Below are 18,618 nucleotides of genomic sequence, written 5' to 3'. Positions count from 1 at the left end.
GAAACCGAGACCCGTTTCAGCTCGTGTCGCGGCGCAGGATCGTTGCCCATGACAGAGGGATTGACAGAGTGAAGCGAACCGAGCTGCACATCGTGATCGGCGGAGGTATCGCGGGCTGCCTGGCCGCGATCATGCGCCGACGCGCGGGATACCGGGTCCTTCTGCTGGAGCGGGCCGAGGCCCGCTCGCCCGAGGCATACCCGATCTGCACGGGGGCCAGCAACATCGTCAGCGAGAACCACAGTGGTGCCGAGTATCCGTTCGATCCGCAGAGCGCCCGGGACTGCTTCGACGGTCGCCTGGTCAACGAACGGTTCTTCCCGGACCTGATCTTCGGCGGCAAGGACCAGAGCCGGGTCATCGCCTCCAGGGCCATGCAGGACAGCGGCACCGACATCGTCGGCCAGTGCCGGGACAATATGCGGGTCATCCAGGAGCGTTACGCCCAGCGGTGTGCCGACGACCCGGCCGACGCGTTGTTCGGCGCGCCGGACCAGATCTGCCGGGAGATCCCCACGCCGGACGGAGTCTCCGACGTCGCGGCCACCTTCGTCACTCCGCAGCGGGGCATCAACCCGGTCGTCGTCACCGCCCTCCTCGACCAGGAGCTGCGCCGGTGCGGGGTCGAGGTACGCGGTGGCGCCGAGGTGACCGACGTGAGCCGTCGGCCCGACGGCACCTACCAGGTGGAGTACGTCGAGGACGGTGACCGCAGGACGGTCGTCGGCGACCAGGTCAGTCTCTGTGCCGCCACCGAGACCCCCGCGGTGGCCCGGCGACTCAACCCCTCGCTCGGGTTGCCGCCCATCTACATGGCCCTGCGCCAGATCCTCTTCGTGCACCTGCCCGAGGGCACGTCGAGGAACTACACGTGCCTGAAGCTCGAAGACGAGTACGGCGGCATGCTCAGTCCCTTCAGCCGGGACACGGCGCTCGTCTACTACCCGCCGGCGGCCCACATCGCGGTGCACCGCGTCGATCCGACGACCTACGCGCTGCCCGACGACTTCCGTCACTTCCTGCGCAACGGTCACCCCGAGGCGGCCGAGCGCGCCCGGTTGGCGCTCCGCCAGCTCAGCCAGTGGTATCCGGAGGTGCGGGGCGCGGAGGTGGTGTCCTCCCACCTCAAGGTGGCGATCAACACCACCGACTCGTCGCGGCTCCGTCGCAACGCCGGGGTGTTCGACGTCGCTCCCGGTTGCACCGCGACGGTCCTGCTCAAGTGGACGATGTGTGTGGTCAACGCGCAGCGCGACCTGGAGGCGGCCCTCCGGCACTCGATCGCCACCGGCAACGCGGATCGCGACGAGTACGCCGGGCTGGTCGCCCGCGCCACCGCGCCGATCGCGCCACCGTCCGATGTGTCCGCCTGGCAGCGCCGGCTACGGATCTTCGCGCAGAACATGGGAGTGCCGGACCAGTTGGCGAGGCCGTTTGTGGACATCGCCGGGGCGGACGAGGGTCTGAACCGCGCCGAGCCGTCGCTCGCGTCGAGTTGACGCTGGTCACGGAATTTCGGCTCCGAAGGCACCGCACAAGGAGCAGTCACCCGCATAGGGGGAGGCACAGGGGTTCGATTGCCTTCCCGTTGCGCGATACACGGTATTCGATGATCATAGGCCCGCGTCGGCTGGCACATATTCGTCGACGTTGGCCTGTCCTGGCGGGCTTCAGGGAGCGCTCCGCCCGGTCCCTACAAGCGAGGAGGGCACGATGACCACCGCACTCGACCTGACCGACCTCCGTCTACAGGCCGACACCACCATCGATCGACTGATCGACGAGGCCGGTCTCACGCGACGCAACAACCGGTTCTTCGCCGGTGCGAAGGAAGCCACCTCGGTGAGCCCCGCCGGTGCGCTGCGGATCGCCGAGAAGTGGCAGCGGACCACTCAGTCGTTTATGTTCACCACCATTTCCAGCCTCGGTGCCCACGGGCGACGCCTGGCTCGCGACTACACAGTGAGTCGAGAGGTACTCGGAGCGTATCAGATGGCGTACCGCGTCATCGGGGACGATCTGGACAATCGGGCGGCGGCGTTCGCGGAGGTCGCACCGGAGGGTGTGGACGGCATCCACTACCTGTGGTGGGCGGACACGATCTGCGCGCCGTTGCGGTCGGCCCTGGGCAGCACCGACGCGCCCGCCGAGTCCCCCGCGCTGGCCCGGATCCTCGATGTCATGGACGCCATGGCGGCCGAGGAACTCGGCGGCGCCGTCCAGCTCCGCGTCGTGGAGACCATCGCCCTCGACATCGCGGTCGCGTTCCGCCGCCTGTACGCCAAGGTCAGCGTGGACGGTCGCCAGGTCCTCCCCGAGCAGCGCGACTACGCGTGGATCGACTCGCACATCCGGGCGGAGACGGGGCACGCCGCGTCCGTCAGCGACGACGAGGCCGGCATGAGCCACCTGGTCTCCACCCCGGCCGAGGCGCGGCACTTCGTCGCGCTCGCGGAGTCGTACGTCCCGGCGTGGGCGGACCTGCTGAACGACTTCGCCCGGGACCTGTCGTAGCGACCAACCGGGATCGGCACGGACGGCCGCCATCGACGACGCCCCTGGCACGTGCTGGCGACCGCCGGAGTCATCCGGTTTCGAGGAAAGGAGCTGCCATGCGATCGTCCCTCCCCGCAGCGGATACAGACGCTGTCGTCAACGAAGTGAACGAGCTGCGTGCCCGCTACCAGCGCGAAACCGAGCCCGGATCGCCGGAGGCGCTGCGCCGGCTGGCCGGTTGGATCGCCGACTCGGCGACGCTCGGTGCCCGGCCCGCCGCCCGGGCACTCGTCGAGGATCTCACCGGCGGACACGAGAAGCCGCAGCTCACGGCCACGAAGCGGCACATCAACTCGCGGGCCGACAACACCCTCTTGTCCGTGTTCTCGGCCGCGTACTTCCCGACTCTCGGTCTGGACTACCTGGAGTACGAGCCCATCCCGTCCGACCCCGTACTGGTGGACCGCTACCCGAGCCCGACGATGCCGGTCAACCTGCGCCGGCACAGCGCGGGTTTCGACAGTCGGGTCGTCGTGGCGCTCTTCCCGGAGAACCACATCGACGGCCGCCAGGAACCCGATGACCTGATCTTCTACTTCATCGACAAGTTCGTCTCCCGGCACCGCCTCACCCGCCGGCTCATCGACGCCGCCATGGTTGCGGACTCGTTCCCGCTGCTGTCCAGTGTCGACGACACCGGCGTCGAGCGGGCCGCCGGTTCCTGGGTGCGGCTGCACGAGTTCCACCACCGCACGGGCAGCATGCCGATCCCGCAGTTCCTGTCGGCGAAGAGCTACAAGCCGCTGGCCGGCCTGGAGGAGATGCGGGTCGACGTCAAGTCGATGCTGGTCTGCCTCGACGACGCGGACATCGATCGTGAGCTCGCCGCGCTGACCTTCGAGTTCGTCCTGGCCGAGCGGCTGCTGCGGTACTCGGTCGAGGGGATCCCGAAGCCGAACTACGACGCGATCGCGTCGCAACTGCTCTTCAACTACCTGCGCGAGCAGGGGGGCCTGACGATCGACGAGGGGCGCATCCGGCTCCTGCCGACCCTGCCCGAGGCGCTGCGGACGCTCGTCACCGAGATCACCGAGCTGGAGGACGTCGTCCTGACCGAGGGGGTCGAGGCCGCCCGCACGGGCCTGATCGAGTTCACCCGCCGCTACACCCGGTACGACGCCGAGAAGCGCGAGTTCCTCCACGTGCCCTTCTTCGCCGAGCTCAAGGAGCGACTCGGCGTGTGAGCCGCGCCGGCCGTCCCCTCCCATCGACGTACGGCTCCGCCTCGACTCCCGCTGGAGAGTACCGACCATGACCACCGTTATGAACTCGACCGAAACCGGCATCCTCGGCACCTGCGGCATCGACGCAGACAGCCTCGCCACGGACCTCGACACCATGGCGTCGTTCCCCTACACGGACAAGTACAGCGACTTCGTCTGCGGCGCCTGGAAGAGTTGCGCGGTGTGGAACGGCACGGGCCGCGGTCTCGACGCGGGACTCAACCCCTACGAGGGCCCGGCCGTCGTCACCGACCTCGGCCAGCGCCTGCCGTACGTGCGGCATCTCGTGGGTGAGCTGTTCGACCTGTCCCTCCTGAAGTACGGCCGGCTCGCCCGGCTGACCCCCGGCAGCGCACTCGTGCCACACCGGGACTACCTCGAACTCGACACGAACCTGATCCGGATCCACCTGCCGCTGGAGACCCACGAGTCCTGCGTCAGCTCGCACAACACGACCCTGTACCACATGAACGTCGGTGAGATCTGGTTCCTAGACGCCACCCAGGCCCACAGCGCGGTCTCCGGGTGGACGAAGGACCGCACCCACCTGGTGCTCGACTTCCAGGCCGACTCGCTCGCCGCCTGCTTCACCGGCGAGGTCCAGCCGCCCAGCATCCCGAGCACGCACCAGGTCGAGCGGCTGCCGATCGACCAGGAGGAGATCGCCGCGTTCGAGCGCGCCGGGGCGCTCATGGACACCACCAACTACCGGGACTTCCTGAAGATCGCCATCAAGACGATGTTCACCCGGGACATCACCCCCGACGGCGTGTTCGACATGCTGGAGGGGGCGGCCCGGCACTCGCCCGTCGCCGCGCAGCTCGACATGATCCCCCCGATGCGGACGTACTTCCTGCTGGCCCGAGAGTCCTGAGGCGGATCATGCGACACGCCAGCGAAGTCTGTGTCGTCGTGGACGGGTACTCGACGGCCAACGCGCTCGCGCCGGCCCTCGCCGGGTACGGCCTCGGCACGGTGCACGTGCAGAGCGACCCGGACCTGCCGCAGTTCCTCCTGCGTACCGGCGTCGACCACGCCTATGTCGACACCTACCTGCACGACGGCGACGTCAACACCATCGTCGACCGGCTCGACCGGGCGGGCCTGCGCCCGCGCAGCGTCGTGGCCGGCGCCGAGACCGGTGTCGAGCTGGGCGACCAGCTGGCCGAGGCGCTCGGCGTGCCCGGCAACGACCCGGCGACGACCCGGTGCCGCCGCGACAAGCACCACATGGCACGTGCTGCGGCGGCCGGGGGCGTCGCCGTCATCCCGCACCTGAGCACCGCCTCCCGCGACGAGGCGGCGGAGTGGCTGCGCGCGGGGGGCTGGCTGGGCGACGCCGTCGTCAAGCCCCGATCGAGTTCCGGCAGCTTCGGCTTCCTGCGCTGCCGCTCCGAGGCGGACCTCGACACCGCGTTCAAGGGCTGGCTGGGCGCGCCCGACGTGTTCGGCTCCCCGATCGGGGAACTCCTCGTCCAGCCGTTCATGACCGGCGACGAGTACGCCGTCAACACCGTGTCGGCCGGGGGCGAGTACATCGTCTCGGACATCTGGCACACGAAGAAGCGCCACGAGGGCGGTACGGCGCTCTACGACCTGGAGCGGCTCGTCGATCCGCGCGACGCCGTCTTCGAGCGGTTGCACGGCTTCGTCGGGACCGTGCTCGACGCCCTGGACATCCGCGAGGGTACGGCGCACACGGAGGTCATGATGATCGCCGGTGAGCCGGTGCTCGTCGAGACCGGCGCCCGGTTCATGGGCTCGATCGACATCTCGCAACTGACCAGGGCGACGGGCACCAACACGGTGCAGCTGGTGGCCGAGACGATCGTGGCTCCGGACCGCTTCGCCGAGCGGGTCCGCGCGGACTGGCGCCCCGTCCTGCGCCGGCACGCCGCCATGGTGCAGTTGCTGTCCCGCCACTCGGGGACCCTCGCCGGCTACGATCTCCGCCTGCTCCGCGAGCTGCCGTCCTTCCACGCGGTCGACACATACCTCGTGGCCGGCGACCCGTTGCAGGTCACCGTCAACTCGTACACGACCCCGGGCCTGGTCTTCCTGGTCCACGAGAGCCCGGAGACGATCTCGGATGACTACCGCAAGCTACGCGAACTGGAGGCAGCGGGTGCCTTGTTCCTGTCGGCCTGACCGGCACACGCCGCAGCCGCCCGCCGGCGGCACCGCACGCCCCCGCCAGCGGGCCGCCAGGCGGGAGTCGGCCGCGTGAGCGCGCCGGATCGGACCGTGTCGCAGGACCCGGCAACCGACTACCTGCGGGCGGTACGCGAGGGTGAGCTGCCACCGGACCTGCCGGCCCGCACGGCCGCCCGGGTGCTGGGGCCCGACATCGAGGCACAGAGCTTCCACCGGGTGATGTTCGTCGACGAGCGGGAGTTCGCGTCGTTCTACGCCGACTTCACGGTGCTGCTCGACGTCGTGGGACGGTTGCCCCACCTGCTCGCCGGTGGCGACACGGCCGCGTTCGGCGCGCTGACCGACGTGCCGGAGGTGCTGCGCCCGCTGCTGGCCGGCACCGACCTGCCCGCCCTGGTGCCGTACGGCCGCGCCGATCTGATCCACGACGGGACCGGGTTCAAGGTCCTGGAGCTGGGCCTGAGCCCCGCCGTCGGCGGTGCCGAACGCACCGCCTGGCTCCCCGCCGTCATGGCGGAGCCGGCCTTCCGGCCCTTCGCCGAGCGGCACGGACTACGACACCTCGACCCCATCACCGCCCTGCTCGACGTGCTGCGCACGGTGGAGAGCACGGGCAGGGGGCAGGACGCCGAGCCCGGGCCGGCGGAGGTGCTGATGGTCGAGGCGACCGGTGCGCTCGAGGAATGGGCCGACGACTGGCGTCCCCTGGGCGAATGCCTGGAGGCGTACTCCGATCGTCCGCTGCGGACCCGCCTGGCGGAGGTCGCGGACCTGCACGAGCCGGACGGCCGCGTCGCCGACCACGTCGCCGGGGCGACCCACCTCCTGCGGCTGTTCAACCTGATGGAGCTCGCCGAGGAGCCGGATCCCGTGCTGGCCTGGCGGCGGCTGCACCCCGCGCCGGGCTCCGCCCTGCCGCCGATGGTCACCTCGCCGGTGCACGACATGTACAACAGCAAGGCGTGCCTCGCCCTGGTGTGGCTCCCCGAGGTACAGGACGCGCTGACCGACGACGAACGCGCCGCGCTGCGGCGCGTCCTCCCCGAGACGACCTACGTCGACGCGGCCACCGACCTGACCGGTTTCGTCCGCGACCGGGCGGACACCATCCTGAAACCCACCAATCTGGCCCGCGGTGAGGGCACGGTGGCCGGCTGGACGGTCGACGACGGGACGTGGCAGGCGGCGCTCGCCTCGGCGGCCGAGAGCGGCCGCCACATCCTGCAACGGAGGGTCGTCCAGCGGGCGGAGCCGGGCTTCGACACCGACGGCGTCACGGAACGGGACTGGTACGCGGTGTGGGGGATGCACTACGGGCCCGGTGGGCACACCGGCTTCACCTGCCGCCTGACCACCGTGCCGGGGACCGTCGTCCGTGGCATCGCGAACGTCCTGCTGGCACCGGTGCTGTTGCACCCGGGGGCCTGAACATCGCCGCCGGTCACGGGTAGGAGATCACCCTGAAGAAGAACTTCCGCCTGCTGTGGAGCGCCGAGACCGTCAGCCAGTTCGGCTTCGAGGTGGCGACGGTCGTCATTCCGCTGTTCGCCGTGAAGACGCTGAACGCCACGCCGGCGCAGGTCGGTTTCCTGGTGACCTGCGAGTTCCTGGGCTTCCTGCTCCTCGGGCTGCCGGCGGGCGCGTGGATCGACCGCCGGCGCGGGGAACGGGTCCTGGTGTTTTCCAGCCTGGGCCGTACGGCCGTGTTCGGGGTCGTCGCGGCACTGGCGCTGGCCGGCAACCTCACCATGCCCGCGCTGTACGCGTTGATGTTCGCGGGGAGCCTGTGCACGGTCTTCCTGGGGATCTCCTACCAGAGCGTCCTGCCGCGGATCGTCGACCGGCAGCTGCTGCCCGGCGCCAACTCGCGGGTGGAGTTCACCCTCTCGCTGGCGGAGATCACCGGCCCGGCCATCGCCGGCTTCCTGCTGGCGCTGGCCACGTCGTCGTACGTCCTCGGCGCCACGGCCGTCTGCTTCGGCATCGCCACGCTGCTGCTCAGCCGGATCCGGGTGACCGGTGCGGCGGCGGCCACTCCGGCACGCACCACCACGCTGGTCAAGGACGTACGCGACGGCATCAGGTACGTGCTGCGGGTGCCGATGTTCCGGGTGATGGCCATCCGCAGCTCGACGTACAACTTCTGCAACATCGCGACCACCACCATGTTCCTGCTGCTGCTGGCGTCCGTGCTGCGGCTGCCGTCGGCGTACATCGGGATCATCTTCTCCGGCGCCGGCGCCGGAGCGACCCTCGGCGCCCTCCTGGCGGTGCGGCTGTCCCGGCGCTTCGGCGTGGGGCCGACCGTCCTCGCCGCGTGTGTGCTGGCGGGGATCGTGTCGATTCCGCTGCCGTTCGCGCGCAGCGGAGCCTGGCTGATCGTGGCCGGCATCGGCTACGGCGTCGCCTCGGGCTGCATCGTCGTCTCCAACATCCTGCAACTGTCGGTCCGGCAGGCGCTGTGCGCGCCGGGCATGCAGGCCCGGTTGAGCGCGACGATGCGGTTCCTGGTCTGGGGCGTGATCCCGTTGGGCGCGTCGGTCGCGGGGCTGGTCGCGAACGTCATCGGCGTCCGCCAGACCCTCGCGCTCGCGATCGCCGGCGAACTCGTCTCCATCGTCCCGCTGTACTTCTCGCCGCTGCGTCGGGTGATGGAGATGCCCACCGAGCCCGAGCCCGAGCCGGCCCCGGAGCCGCAGCCCGAGGGGGCGGCGAGCGACGGGGCACGGCCGGCGGCACGGCAGCTCAGCGACTGAGCTGAGCGACCTCGTCGTCGTCCAGCGTGATGACGCCGGCGAGGTACTGGCGCGTCGATCCGCCCAGGATGACCCGGTCGCCGCGCAGCTCGCAGTTGGCGCGGATGGTCAGCGTCTTGCCGAGCCGGGGAGAGAACTGACGGGAGGTCAGGCTGGTCCTGCCCAGCACCTCCGCCCAGTAGGGGACCAGCATGCAGTGGGCCGACCCGGTGAACTGGTCCTCCGGGATCGACTGCTTGGGGCCGAAGAAGCGGGCGACGAAGTCGGAGGAGACGCCGGGGGCCGTCACGACCACCGCGCGCCGGTCGAGGGTCCCGAGCATCCGCTGGTCGGGTTCGATCGCGCGCAGGTCCTCCTCGTTGTCGTAGACCGCCATGTAGTCCATGCCGCCGTAGACGGCGGTGGGCGCGATCGACAGCCCGGCGAGCAGGGCCTCCGGCGGGTCGACCCGCTCGCGCGGCAACGCGGGGAAGGACATCGAGAACTGCCCCTCGGGCGTACGGCTGACCACGAGCGGACCCGTACGGGAGTGGAAGGTGACCTCGTCCCACTCGGGCCGCAGGTGGTGCAGCACCACGTGGGCCGCGGCGAGCGTGGCGTGCCCGCAGAGGTCGACCTCCATCGACGGGGTGAACCAGCGCAGCGCGAAGCTGTCGCCCTGGTCGATGATGAACGCGGTCTCCGCGAGGTTGTTCTCCAGGCCGATCGCCTGCATCACCTCGTCGCTGAGCCACTCGTCCAGCGGGCAGACGGCGGCCGGATTGCCGAAGAACACCCGGTCGGTGAACGCGTCGACCTGGTAAAGGGGAATCTCCATCGTGCCTCCAACTGGTGTCGGTGTCGTCAGCGGGCCGCCGGCCCGATCGCCCGCACGCGCTCGATCAGCCGTCGGCGCTCGTCGGCGTCCAACGGGATGGCCCAGCCGCTGGCCGCCGACTGGTGGATGTTGACCACGGCCGAGCCCCGGTCGGCGCGGATGTTCATACCGGAGCACTCGCCGCCGAGCACGTAGAGCCCGAGCACGACGTGGTGGGGCACCGGCTCGGCGGCGGCCTCGGGGGCGAACCGGCACCCGGCGAGCTGCACGCGGCGCTGGGCGAGCCAGCCGTCGGGGCCGCGCTCGTCCAGCCGGGCGGCGATCGTGTCCGCGTCGTGGTCGGCCCCGAGCATCACGTCGTGCCCGCCGGAGGAGTGCCCGAACTTGAACACGTACTCGGCCCGGTCGGCCAGCAGGCGGTCACGGTTCTCCGGGGTCACCGAGACGGTGTGGGGCACGTAGCGGGCCACCATGTCGCGTACGCCGGCGGGCAGCAGGCTGGCGAAGCGCTCCTCCCAGAACATCGCCAGCCAGCGCTTGTGCGTACGGATCTCGGCCTCGAAGAGGTTGATCACGGAAGCGCCGCTGCCGACCAGCCGGGTGATGAAGTCGTAGTCGTCGTCCATGTCCTCGTGCATGAAGCCGCGATAGACCAGGGTGCGCTTGCCGGCCGACGGCTCGAGCCACCGCTGCGGATAGTCGCCGTGGTAGACGAGGTCGACCGGCACGTCGGGCAGTCGCCGGCGCAGCGTCTCGGTCAGCAACTCGAAGCCGAAGTAGCCGACCCCGATGCGGCTCGACCAGTCGCACACCACCACCCGGTCGAAACTGCCCTCATGGAACGCCTTGGTGACGACGTCCGCGATCTGTTCCTCGGGCCGGGGCGTGTCGGCGAGCCACGGGATGTCGAGCGCCTCACCCATCACCTGGTAGCAGTCGTGGAACTCGAATCCGGAAATCGACGAGTCGACGTTGAATTCGCAGAACTGATAGCCGGACGGGGTCGGCAGCACGTCGATTCGGGCGAAGACCTGCTCGATCGACTCCAATTGTTCCCAGTTGACGAAGGGCGCAATCTCGGCGGGCAGGCCGAATTCCGTCAACAACTGTTCGCGCGGCCCCGACCGGAGGAACTCGCGGAGCACCACCGTCTGCGCTTCCAGCAGGGCGCGGGCGGCCTCGGCCATCTGGTCGAACTCGTCCCGGTCGATGACGAGCGGATAGGGGATGAACCGCATCCGGGTGGCGCCGAGATCGTCCATGAAACGCCGCACCGGGGGCGCGGCGGCGACGAACGCGGACCGCGCCGGCTCGGTCTGCAGCGCGGCCACCAGCGGCTCGTTCAATTCCGCGAAATTGCAGTCCGAGTTTTGATCCCGCACCGTGAACCGCACCCCTTCGCCCGCCTCGTTATTGAATCGGATGCGAGTGTACGGCACGAGCGGCCCGACGGGCAGGGGCGAACTCGTGGTATTGATTGCGGACACGGTAAGTGTCGAACATTTCAGGGGTCGACCAATGCCGGGGTCGCCGAGTACAGTGACCGGCCGGCGGCTGGTCCCCGCTTCGTACGCGACGGTGACGACATCGGCCGACGCAATCGCGATTTCGCGCGTGTCCCGATGCCGGACACGGAACCGTCACCCGCGAATCGCCCGCGATGCCGCACCCGGAATCGGCCCGGTACGCATCCGTCATCCCCCGCAGAGACAGGATCACCGCCATGACCGCACTCCTGGACGCCGTCGCCGCAGGCGTCACCATCCACGACCTCAGCCAGCCGTTCGAGGAGGGGATGCCCTGCGCGCCGAACCACCCGGGGTTCCGCCTGGCTCTGCTACGCCGGCACGGCGACGTGGTACGCGCCGACGGCGGCTCGTCGGCCGGCGAGCTGATCGTCACCGGCGGGCACGTCGGGACCCACGTCGACGCGCTGTCGCACATCTCGCAGGACGGGCTGCTGCACGGTGGCCACGACGCCGCCGAGGCGCAGTCCGGTGGCCGGTTCCGGGTGCACGGCGCCGAGACGATTCCGCCCCTCGTCCGGCGGGGGGTGCTGCTGGACGTCGCCTCTGCCCACGGCGTCGACGTCCTCCCCGGCGGGTACGGCGTCACCGCCGACGACCTCGAGCGGTGCCTGCGGCGTACGGGCGTGCGGCTGGCCGAGGGTGACGTGGCGCTGGTGCGTACCGGCTGGGCCCGGCACTGGTCGGAGCCGGCGGCCTATCTGGGTCTCGACACGGGGGTGCCCGGGGTCGACCCCTCCGGCGCGGCCTGGCTCGCGGACCACTGGGTCGCCCTGACGGGCGCGGACACCACCGCCTACGAGCAGATCCCTCCCGGCGCCGGGCTCCGCGCGCTCCCCGTCCACCGCCTGCTGCTGGTGGAGGCCGGCATCTACATCGTCGAACACCTGCGGCTGGACTCGCTGGCGGAGGCCGGCGTGAGCGAGTTCCTGTTCGTCCTCGCCCCGCTGCCGATCGTCGGCGGCACGGGCTCGCCCGTACGCCCGCTGGCCGTCGTGTGACCCGCGCCCGGCCGCCTCGCGCCATCCCCGTCGTCGCTCGGGCGCGTAGTCTCGGCCGGTGATCGAGATGCCGCTCACCGCTCGGCAATGGCGTCGCCGGGCGGCGGTCGCCGCTGCTGTCGCCTTCGCGGTGGCCTGCATAGCCGCGCCGATCAGGCAGGCGGTGACGAGGGCGATCGAGGCGGGGCGGGGCGAGGGGACGCCCGCTGCGGCGGCCGAGGCGTACCTCCTGGCGGTCTTCCAGCCTGACGACAGCCCCGACATCAACCGGTGCCTGTGCGGCGACAATCGGGACGAGCTGTTCCGGCAGGCTCGCGACCTGCGCAAACAGGTCGCGTCGCAGGCCACCTTCGGCGTACGGGTCGAGACGACCAACTGGCACACCGACTCGGACGGCACGGTCTCCGCGATGGTGGACCTCCGGTTCACGGAGATCGACCCGACGGGAAACGTCACCCTCACCGGCGCCACCCACCGATGGCGCTTCCACACGACGGAAGAGGGTGGCCTCGGCGGCGGCTGGAAGGTCTGCCGCGTCGAGGCGCCGCCGCTGTGCGGCACCTACCTCCGCTGCTGACTTCCACCATTGCGACGGAGGCCCGCTGACCGCTGGTCAGGCTGCCGGTGCGCCGGGGCCAGGGCCGACTCCACGCCGGGGCCACCGTGGACGGTCAGGCCCCGGCCTCCTTGATCAGGTCCGGTGTGTAGCCGAAGAGGCCGGGAAGCCCGCCGGTGTGCAGGAACACCACGGTCTCCGTCGCGGCGATGTCGCCCGCGCGTACGGAGTCGATGAGCGCCGCCGCGGCCTTGCCCGTGTAGACGGGGTCGAGGGTGATGCCCTCCGTGCGCCCGAACAGGCGGATCGCCTCCCATACCGCCGGTGAGGGCAGTCCGTAACCGAAGCCCAGCGCTCTCTCGGTCACGTGGACGCGGGTCAGTGCCGGCGCCGGGACGCCGAGCATCGCGGCCGTCTCGCCGACGAGCTCATGGATGCTGGCTGACGCGTCTGCCGCCGGCTCGGACACCGAGGCGGCGTCGATCCGCACCGGCCAGTCCAGCAGGGTCGCACCGATGGCCAGGCCGGCAGCGGTGCCCGCACTCCCCACCGGCAGGACTATCCGGTCGACATCCTCCAGCTGCTCTCTGAGCTCAGCGGCAGCGTTCAGGTAGCCGAGCACCCCGAGGGGGTTGGATCCGCCCACCGGGAGGGTGGCCGTGCGCCGGCCTTCTCCCGCTGCCTCAGCGACGATCTGCCGGTGGGTGGCAGCCGTCTCCTCATCGTGTTCGCAGACGTGGACCCGGGCGCCGTAAAGGAGATCGAGCGCCACGTTTCCCGACCGCTCGTACGCCTCGTCGGACCGTGGCGCGGTCCGGGCGGAGGATCCGGCGATGCGAGTCACCTGCCTGGTGAGGAGCAACTCGCAGCGAAGGCCGAGCCGGGCACAGGCCGCTGCGGTCTGGCGGCCGTGGTTGCTCTGCAGGCCGCCGAACGTGATGATCGTGTCAGCGCCATCAGCGACGGCGGCGCCCAGGAGGAACTCGAGTTTCCGCAACTTGTTCCCGCCGACACCCAGTCCGTTGACGTCGTCCCGCTTGATCAGGATCCGGGGTCCGCCGACCTCCTCGGTCAGGCGAGGGCACGCCTCCAGCGGGGTCGGCCAATGGCCCAGCGCGACCTTGGGAAAGCGCGACAAGTCGACGGCGGGACGGGGCATCGCTGCCTCCCTCAAGATTAAGCGTGGACTGAGGGTAGATATGAGGCGAGCCTAACTGGATCATTGACCGGTCTCAATTGAGACGCCACAATCCACATATGGTTGTGATCGCACGGAAGAGACTGGTGACCGAAAGCCCGAACGAGCGCTTCGCAGAGGGCTACGTCTTCCCCTGGCCGGAGGCCGCGACTCCCCCTTTCGGGGCGATGACCTGCTGCATCTCGCCCGGCGAGAAGTGTGAGCCTGACCAGCACAATCAGGACGAGATCGCATTCATCTACCGAGGTCAGGGACAGATTATCGCCGGCGGGGAGGTCTGGCAAGTACGCGAGGGCGACGCGGTTTTCATTCCGCGCAATGTCGAGCACACCTTCAACAACACCGATCCCGAAGGGGATTTCGCCTTCTTCTCCGTGTGGTGGCCGTCCGTGGAGCCACAAGACGCCGTGGAAGAGGGCTGAGATGGAGAGATCGTGGGCGCTCCGGCGGTAGCTGAATACGTGCTGTCGTCGAGTGAGGTCGAGCGGATCCGGAGCCTGACCAGATCACTCGAGGGCGGGAGCATCGACGATGGACGGTTCCTCGCCCGGACCGCGGTCCGGGCCGACGAGCTTCCCCGTGGCCTCCGTACGTTTCTCGAGGACTTCCGGGTCACCGAAAGTTCCCCTGCCTGTCGCGTCAGAGGGCTGCCGGTCGAAGCTGAGCGCATGGGCCCGACGCCTGTGGTCTCCAGCCGTCAGCGGGTGAAGGCCGCCAGCGAGACCCGGGCGGAGCTCGTCGCCGTACTGCTGAGTTCGTGCCTCGGCGACGTCTTCGGCTGGCGCCTGCAGCACGACGGTTCCCTGATCCACGACCTGGCGCCGCGGCTCGAGCACGAGGACACCGGGCTCGGCACCGGCAGCCGACAGGCGATCAACTGGCACACGGAGGACGCGTTCCACCCTTGCCGGGCGGACCACGTCGGCCTCCTGTGCGTCCGCAATCCCGCCGAGGTGCCCACGACCGTCGGGTTTCTCGACAGCAGCCTGCTGAGCGACCGCGACCGGCAGCTACTTGCCCAGCCGGTGTTCACGTTCAGGCCCGACCCGTCCTATTTCGTCTCCGGCGCTGAGCCCCTTCCCGGGCCGGACAGGGGAAGCATCCTGTTCGGCGATCCGGCCGATCCGTACCTGCGATTCGACCAGGACTACATCGACCTGCCGGCTGGCGTCGAGGGGATCGGGGATGCGATTGAATCTCTGCGCCGCGCGATCGAGGTGAACCTGATCGACCTCCCTCTTCACTCCGGGGACCTCCTGTTTCTCGACAACCGGCGGGCCGTCCATGGCCGGGCCTCATTCGAGGCGACATATGCCGGAACCGACAGATGGCTCAAGCGCGTCAACATCACCCTGGATCTCAAGCGGTCACGGCATCTCCGTGGCTCGGCCATCGATCGCGTGATCCGCGTCTGACCCGCTTCAGCCGAGGTCGTCCAACTGCTTCTGGACCCGGTCCGCGTCGACCGGGCGCCCTTTCCCGCGGTACAACCGGATCGCCTGGGCCCAGACCTCGCGGGCCTGGTCGGCGCGGCCGGCCGCGGCATGGACCTGACCGAGCCGATCGAGGGCGTTCGCCTGGTAGTAGACGCTGTTCAGCCCTCGGAAAAGGGCGAGTGCCGCGTGATAGTGCGTGAGCGCGTCATCCGGCCGGCCGGTGTGCTGAGCGACATATCCCAGACTGGCCAGGGTGTTTGCCTCACCCACGCGGTAGTCGTGCTGTCGGCACAACGCCAGCGCCGCCTCGCAGTGCGCCTGGGCCTGGGCATAGTCGCCAAGCCGTGCCTCGAACCAGCCGACGGCGTTGAGCATCGCCGCTTCCCGTACCCGCAGGCCCAGCTCCCTGTAGAGCTGGAGCGCCTTCGTGGCGTGCCGGTGCGCGGCCTGGTCCTTGCCGGCCCGCCCGTTGGCCCACGTAAGGATCCGGTGCGCGTGTGCCTGGGCGGACAGGTCGCCAGCGTCCTGTGCCACCTGGAGAGAGCGCGTGAGCTGTGCGAGTGCCTCTTCGTGATCGTCCAGGTTGAGGTTGGCGTCGCCGAGCAGCCGGTGGGCCAGGGAGATGACGGCGGGATCGCCGACCTGCCGGGCCGACTCCAGGCCGGTCTGCCAGACCGCACGCCACTCCCGAAGGTGGCCGCGCCGGTAGTGGAAGGTGTCCAAGCACCACGCCAGCTGCCATGCGAGGTCGTGCATGCCGAGCTCGGCCGCGAGCTGCTGCGCGGCCATCAGGTTCGCGTGCTCGGCCTCGAGCCACGCCACTGCCTCGGCCGGGTCGGCCAGCGGCAGCGGATGGCAGCCGGGGGCCGGCGCGTCGATCCCGACCGGGTGCCGGTGCGGGTCGAGCAGCCGCTCGGCGCGGTGGGCCGTGTGCCGGTAGAAGTCGATCACCCGGCGGAGCGCCTCTTCGCGGTTGCTGTCGGACAGGTTCTCCCGAGCCTGTTTGGTCGCGTAGAGCCGGAGCAGGTCGTGCATGCGGTGGCGGCCAGCGACCTGCTGCTCGACGAGATGGGCGGTTTCCAGCTCCCGCAGCAGGAGTCTCGCCCGCGCCGGCGGCAGCCCGGCCAGCTCCGCCGCGGCCGGCAGGCTGATGTCCGGCCCGGGAGCCAGTCCGATCAGCCCGAACATCTCGGCTGCGGGGTCGGTCAGTGCCTGGTAGGACCAGGAGAAGACGGACTCGAGATGCAACGGGATCTCACCGGCGTCGAAGCCCTCGAGCCGGGTTCGCAGGTCGGCCAGCTCATCGGCCAGCCCCGACAGTGGGAGGGCTGGATGGGCGATCACGCGGGCGGCCACGATGCTCAGCGCGAGAGGCAGCCCGCCACACATGGCGAGCAGCACCGCGACGGCTTCCGGCTCAGCTCTGAGCCGTTCCTCCCCGAGGTGGTTGGCGAGCAACTGACGCGCCTCCGGCTCGGAGAGGGGCGCGAGGTCCACAAGCTGGGCACCGTGCTGTGTCGCCAGGCCTGCCAGCCGGCGCCGGCTGGTGATCAACACCGTGCAGCGGGGCCCGCCGGGCAGCAGCGGTACGACCTGCGCGGGGTCGCGCGCGTTGTCGAGCACGATCAGCATGCGTCGGTCCTCCACCAGGCTGCGGTAGAGACCGATCTGGGTGTCGAGGTCGGGGGGAAGCTTCGTCGGATCCTCGCCGAGCGCGTACAGGAAACCGCGGACGGCCTCGGCGACGGACATCGGCTCGCCGGTCGGCGCGAATCCCCGCAGGTCGACCAGGAGCTGGCCGTCCGGGAAGCGGTCGAGGTGCTGCCTGGCCCAGCGCAACGCCAGCGAGGTCTTTCCGATCCCGCCCGCCCCACCGATCGCCGAGATCACCACGGTCATGCCAGCTCGCGTGGCATGGTCCAGAGCGTCGGTCAGCATCGCCAGCTCAGCCGACCGGCCGGCGAACCGCTGCGGCGCAGACGGTAGCTGCCTGGGGATCGTCCGCCTCTGGGCACTTTCCACGGCAGGGGACGCGTCGCCGGTGCGCGCCGGAGCAAACTCCGCCTCCGCGACCTTGATCCGCCGGAATCCCTGAAGGAGCAGCCATCCGCCAATGCTCGCTGCGACGCTGACCGCACCAGCCTGCCGGATCGCCTCCGTGACGTCGCGACTCAACGCAAACTGAAGGTGGCCGTCGATCCAGGCCAATGCCTCATCGAGCCACGCCTTTGCCACGACATATGTCAACCAGAAGGCACCGGCCGCAACGACCAGCACCGCCAGCCGTGACCACACCCACCACCCGGCTCTGGACCGCCGCATCTTCCGCCCCCTCGGCCCGGCCGATCGACACAACGTCGCCAATAGATGCTGTCCGAACCAAACGATGATGTCGAGCCCTCGACGGAAAGGCGCTCCTGAATGTCCGGAAGCAGATCCAGCCGCGCGACGCGGAATAACGATCAAGTCGCCCTGCACTCAGCGGGTCGGCGAGGATCGGAGCGACACAGCCATTCGCTGGAAGACCGGGAGTTGAAGCACCGGCCGGGTCCTGAACGCGTCAGGCCAACGCCGGCAGCAGCTTCGTCCCTGTGCCTGACGCGACCCGGTCCGCCGGGACGCATCCGCCCGCGAGGCGGGAGTCAGGGCTGGGTTACGCAGCGCTGCAACGCCGTTCCAGACGCAGCCCACGAAGGCTTGACCAGCGGGAACGCGGTCAGGCGAGTTGCGTTTTTAGCGTTTGTAGCGCATGCTCCCACTATGGCGACGACGAGTGGAGACCTTCTGACCACCGGTCAGGTAGCCAAGCTGCTGGGATCGTCGCGCCAGCAGGTGGTCAACCTGTGCGAGCGCGGTGAACTGCCGTTCGTGAGGGTCGGCACGCATCGGAGAATCGAGCGAAGTCAGGTTGAGGCACTGCTGCGCCCCAAGCCGCAACTGACCCGTGATCAACTCAAGTCGCTGTGGCTGCACCAAGCGGTGGCCGGCAGTTTGGTCACCGACCCGGACCAGGTGCTGGGCAAGGCCAGGGAGAATCTCGATCGACTCCTCCGCCAGCACCGAGAGACCATGACCGAGGTGTGGCTGAAACGCTGGCACGACAAGATCAACGAGGGTGTCGGTGCCGTCCTGAAAGCGCTGACCTCCGATGATCCGGAATCTGTGGAGCTACGACAGAACTCGCCCTTTGCCGGAGTCCTGTCACAGCCACAGCGCAAGAAGGTCCTTGAGGCATTCACGCGCAGCGGCTGGAAACGAGCGGCGTGAGACGCGAGCAACTGGAGCACGTGCTGCGGTCCGCGTGCCAAATCGCCGGAGACCGGGACGTCCTCGTCATCGGCAGCCAGTCGGTGCTGGGCACGATTCCGGAGAGCAGACTCCCGCTGGAAGCCACC

At 69.7% G+C, this 18,618-nt stretch carries 16 protein-coding genes; 12 read left to right on the top strand and 4 right to left on the bottom strand.

Going from position 1 to position 18,618, the window contains the following annotated elements; all coding sequences use genetic code 11:
* Positions 1-68 precede the first annotated feature (68 nt).
* The 7 genes from ACGFIG_RS21685 to ACGFIG_RS21655 all read left to right on the top strand — a co-directional run bounded on the left by ACGFIG_RS21685 (position 69) and on the right by ACGFIG_RS21655 (position 8,689).
* The gene (locus ACGFIG_RS21685) at positions 69-1,499 is read left to right on the top strand and encodes an FAD-dependent oxidoreductase (protein WP_393005487.1); all 1,431 of its coding nucleotides are present in this window, start codon (positions 69-71) and stop codon (positions 1,497-1,499) included.
* Between the two features lie 214 nt (positions 1,500-1,713).
* Positions 1,714-2,514 (top strand): DUF6202 family protein, encoded by an 801-nt coding sequence (locus ACGFIG_RS21680; RefSeq protein ID WP_393005485.1) that lies wholly within the window; start codon positions 1,714-1,716, stop codon positions 2,512-2,514.
* Positions 2,515-2,660: 146 nt separating this feature from the next.
* Positions 2,661-3,740: a DUF6421 family protein gene (locus ACGFIG_RS21675; RefSeq protein WP_393005483.1), complete on the top strand. Its 1,080-nt coding sequence runs from the start codon at positions 2,661-2,663 to the stop codon at positions 3,738-3,740.
* Between the two features lie 67 nt (positions 3,741-3,807).
* On the top strand, positions 3,808-4,653 hold the full coding sequence (locus tag ACGFIG_RS21670; RefSeq protein ID WP_393005481.1) for an aspartyl/asparaginyl beta-hydroxylase domain-containing protein: 846 nt from the start codon (positions 3,808-3,810) through the stop codon (positions 4,651-4,653).
* 8 nt (positions 4,654-4,661) lie between these two features.
* Positions 4,662-5,927 carry a hypothetical protein gene (locus ACGFIG_RS21665; RefSeq protein WP_393005479.1) on the top strand — a complete coding sequence of 422 codons (1,266 nt, stop codon included), beginning with the start codon at positions 4,662-4,664 and terminating at the stop codon, positions 5,925-5,927.
* A gap of 75 nt (positions 5,928-6,002) precedes the next feature.
* Positions 6,003-7,361 carry a hypothetical protein gene (locus ACGFIG_RS21660; RefSeq protein ID WP_393005477.1) on the top strand — a complete coding sequence of 453 codons (1,359 nt, stop codon included), beginning with the start codon at positions 6,003-6,005 and terminating at the stop codon, positions 7,359-7,361.
* A gap of 92 nt (positions 7,362-7,453) precedes the next feature.
* Positions 7,454-8,689 carry an MFS transporter gene (locus ACGFIG_RS21655; RefSeq protein ID WP_393005475.1) on the top strand — a complete coding sequence of 412 codons (1,236 nt, stop codon included), beginning with the start codon at positions 7,454-7,456 and terminating at the stop codon, positions 8,687-8,689.
* On the opposite strand, the gene ACGFIG_RS21650 is transcribed toward ACGFIG_RS21655, so the two are convergent.
* Both ACGFIG_RS21650 and ACGFIG_RS21645 read right to left on the bottom strand, forming a co-directional pair.
* Positions 8,679-9,506: a PhzF family phenazine biosynthesis protein gene (locus ACGFIG_RS21650; RefSeq protein WP_393005473.1), complete on the bottom strand. Its 828-nt coding sequence runs from the start codon at positions 9,504-9,506 to the stop codon at positions 8,679-8,681. The genes ACGFIG_RS21655 and ACGFIG_RS21650 overlap by 11 nt on opposite strands.
* 26 nt (positions 9,507-9,532) lie before the next feature.
* Positions 9,533-10,837: a hypothetical protein gene (locus tag ACGFIG_RS21645; protein WP_393005471.1), complete on the bottom strand. Its 1,305-nt coding sequence runs from the start codon at positions 10,835-10,837 to the stop codon at positions 9,533-9,535.
* Between the two features lie 392 nt (positions 10,838-11,229).
* Here ACGFIG_RS21645 and ACGFIG_RS21640 point away from each other — a divergent pair, with 392 nt between their 5' ends.
* A complete protein-coding gene (locus ACGFIG_RS21640) occupies positions 11,230-12,033 on the top strand; it encodes a cyclase family protein (protein ID WP_393005469.1) in 804 nt (267 codons plus the stop codon).
* Positions 12,034-12,091: 58 nt separating this feature from the next.
* Positions 12,092-12,610: a hypothetical protein gene (locus ACGFIG_RS21635; protein ID WP_393005467.1), complete on the top strand. Its 519-nt coding sequence runs from the start codon at positions 12,092-12,094 to the stop codon at positions 12,608-12,610.
* A gap of 94 nt (positions 12,611-12,704) precedes the next feature.
* Here the strand turns inward: ACGFIG_RS21635 and ACGFIG_RS21630 are convergent, their stop codons facing one another.
* The gene (locus ACGFIG_RS21630; RefSeq protein WP_393005465.1) at positions 12,705-13,748 is read right to left on the bottom strand and encodes a D-cysteine desulfhydrase family protein; all 1,044 of its coding nucleotides are present in this window, start codon (positions 13,746-13,748) and stop codon (positions 12,705-12,707) included.
* A 98-nt stretch (positions 13,749-13,846) separates the two neighbouring features.
* On the opposite strand from ACGFIG_RS21630, the gene ACGFIG_RS21625 reads away from it, so the two are divergent.
* Both ACGFIG_RS21625 and ACGFIG_RS21620 read left to right on the top strand, forming a co-directional pair.
* Positions 13,847-14,209 carry a cupin domain-containing protein gene (locus ACGFIG_RS21625; protein ID WP_393005463.1) on the top strand — a complete coding sequence of 121 codons (363 nt, stop codon included), beginning with the start codon at positions 13,847-13,849 and terminating at the stop codon, positions 14,207-14,209.
* 12 nt (positions 14,210-14,221) lie between these two features.
* Positions 14,222-15,202, top strand: coding sequence for a TauD/TfdA family dioxygenase (locus ACGFIG_RS21620; protein ID WP_393005461.1), 981 nt, complete (start codon positions 14,222-14,224; stop codon positions 15,200-15,202).
* Between the two features lie 6 nt (positions 15,203-15,208).
* On the opposite strand, the gene ACGFIG_RS21615 is transcribed toward ACGFIG_RS21620, so the two are convergent.
* The gene (locus tag ACGFIG_RS21615; RefSeq protein ID WP_393005459.1) at positions 15,209-17,518 is read right to left on the bottom strand and encodes an ATP-binding protein; all 2,310 of its coding nucleotides are present in this window, start codon (positions 17,516-17,518) and stop codon (positions 15,209-15,211) included.
* A 465-nt stretch (positions 17,519-17,983) separates the two neighbouring features.
* Between ACGFIG_RS21615 and ACGFIG_RS21610 the strand changes: the two genes are divergently transcribed.
* Positions 17,984-18,490, top strand: a complete 507-nt coding sequence (locus tag ACGFIG_RS21610; RefSeq protein ID WP_393005457.1) for a helix-turn-helix domain-containing protein — start codon at positions 17,984-17,986, stop codon at positions 18,488-18,490.
* Positions 18,491-18,618: the final 128 nt, after the last annotated feature.

The sequence above is a fragment of the Micromonospora sp. NPDC049048 genome (genome assembly GCF_043197615.1).
In the GTDB taxonomy this organism is placed as follows: domain Bacteria; phylum Actinomycetota; class Actinomycetes; order Mycobacteriales; family Micromonosporaceae; genus Micromonospora.
Note: the sequence above shows the minus strand (reverse complement) of the source record. Positions and strands in the feature narration are given on the sequence as shown.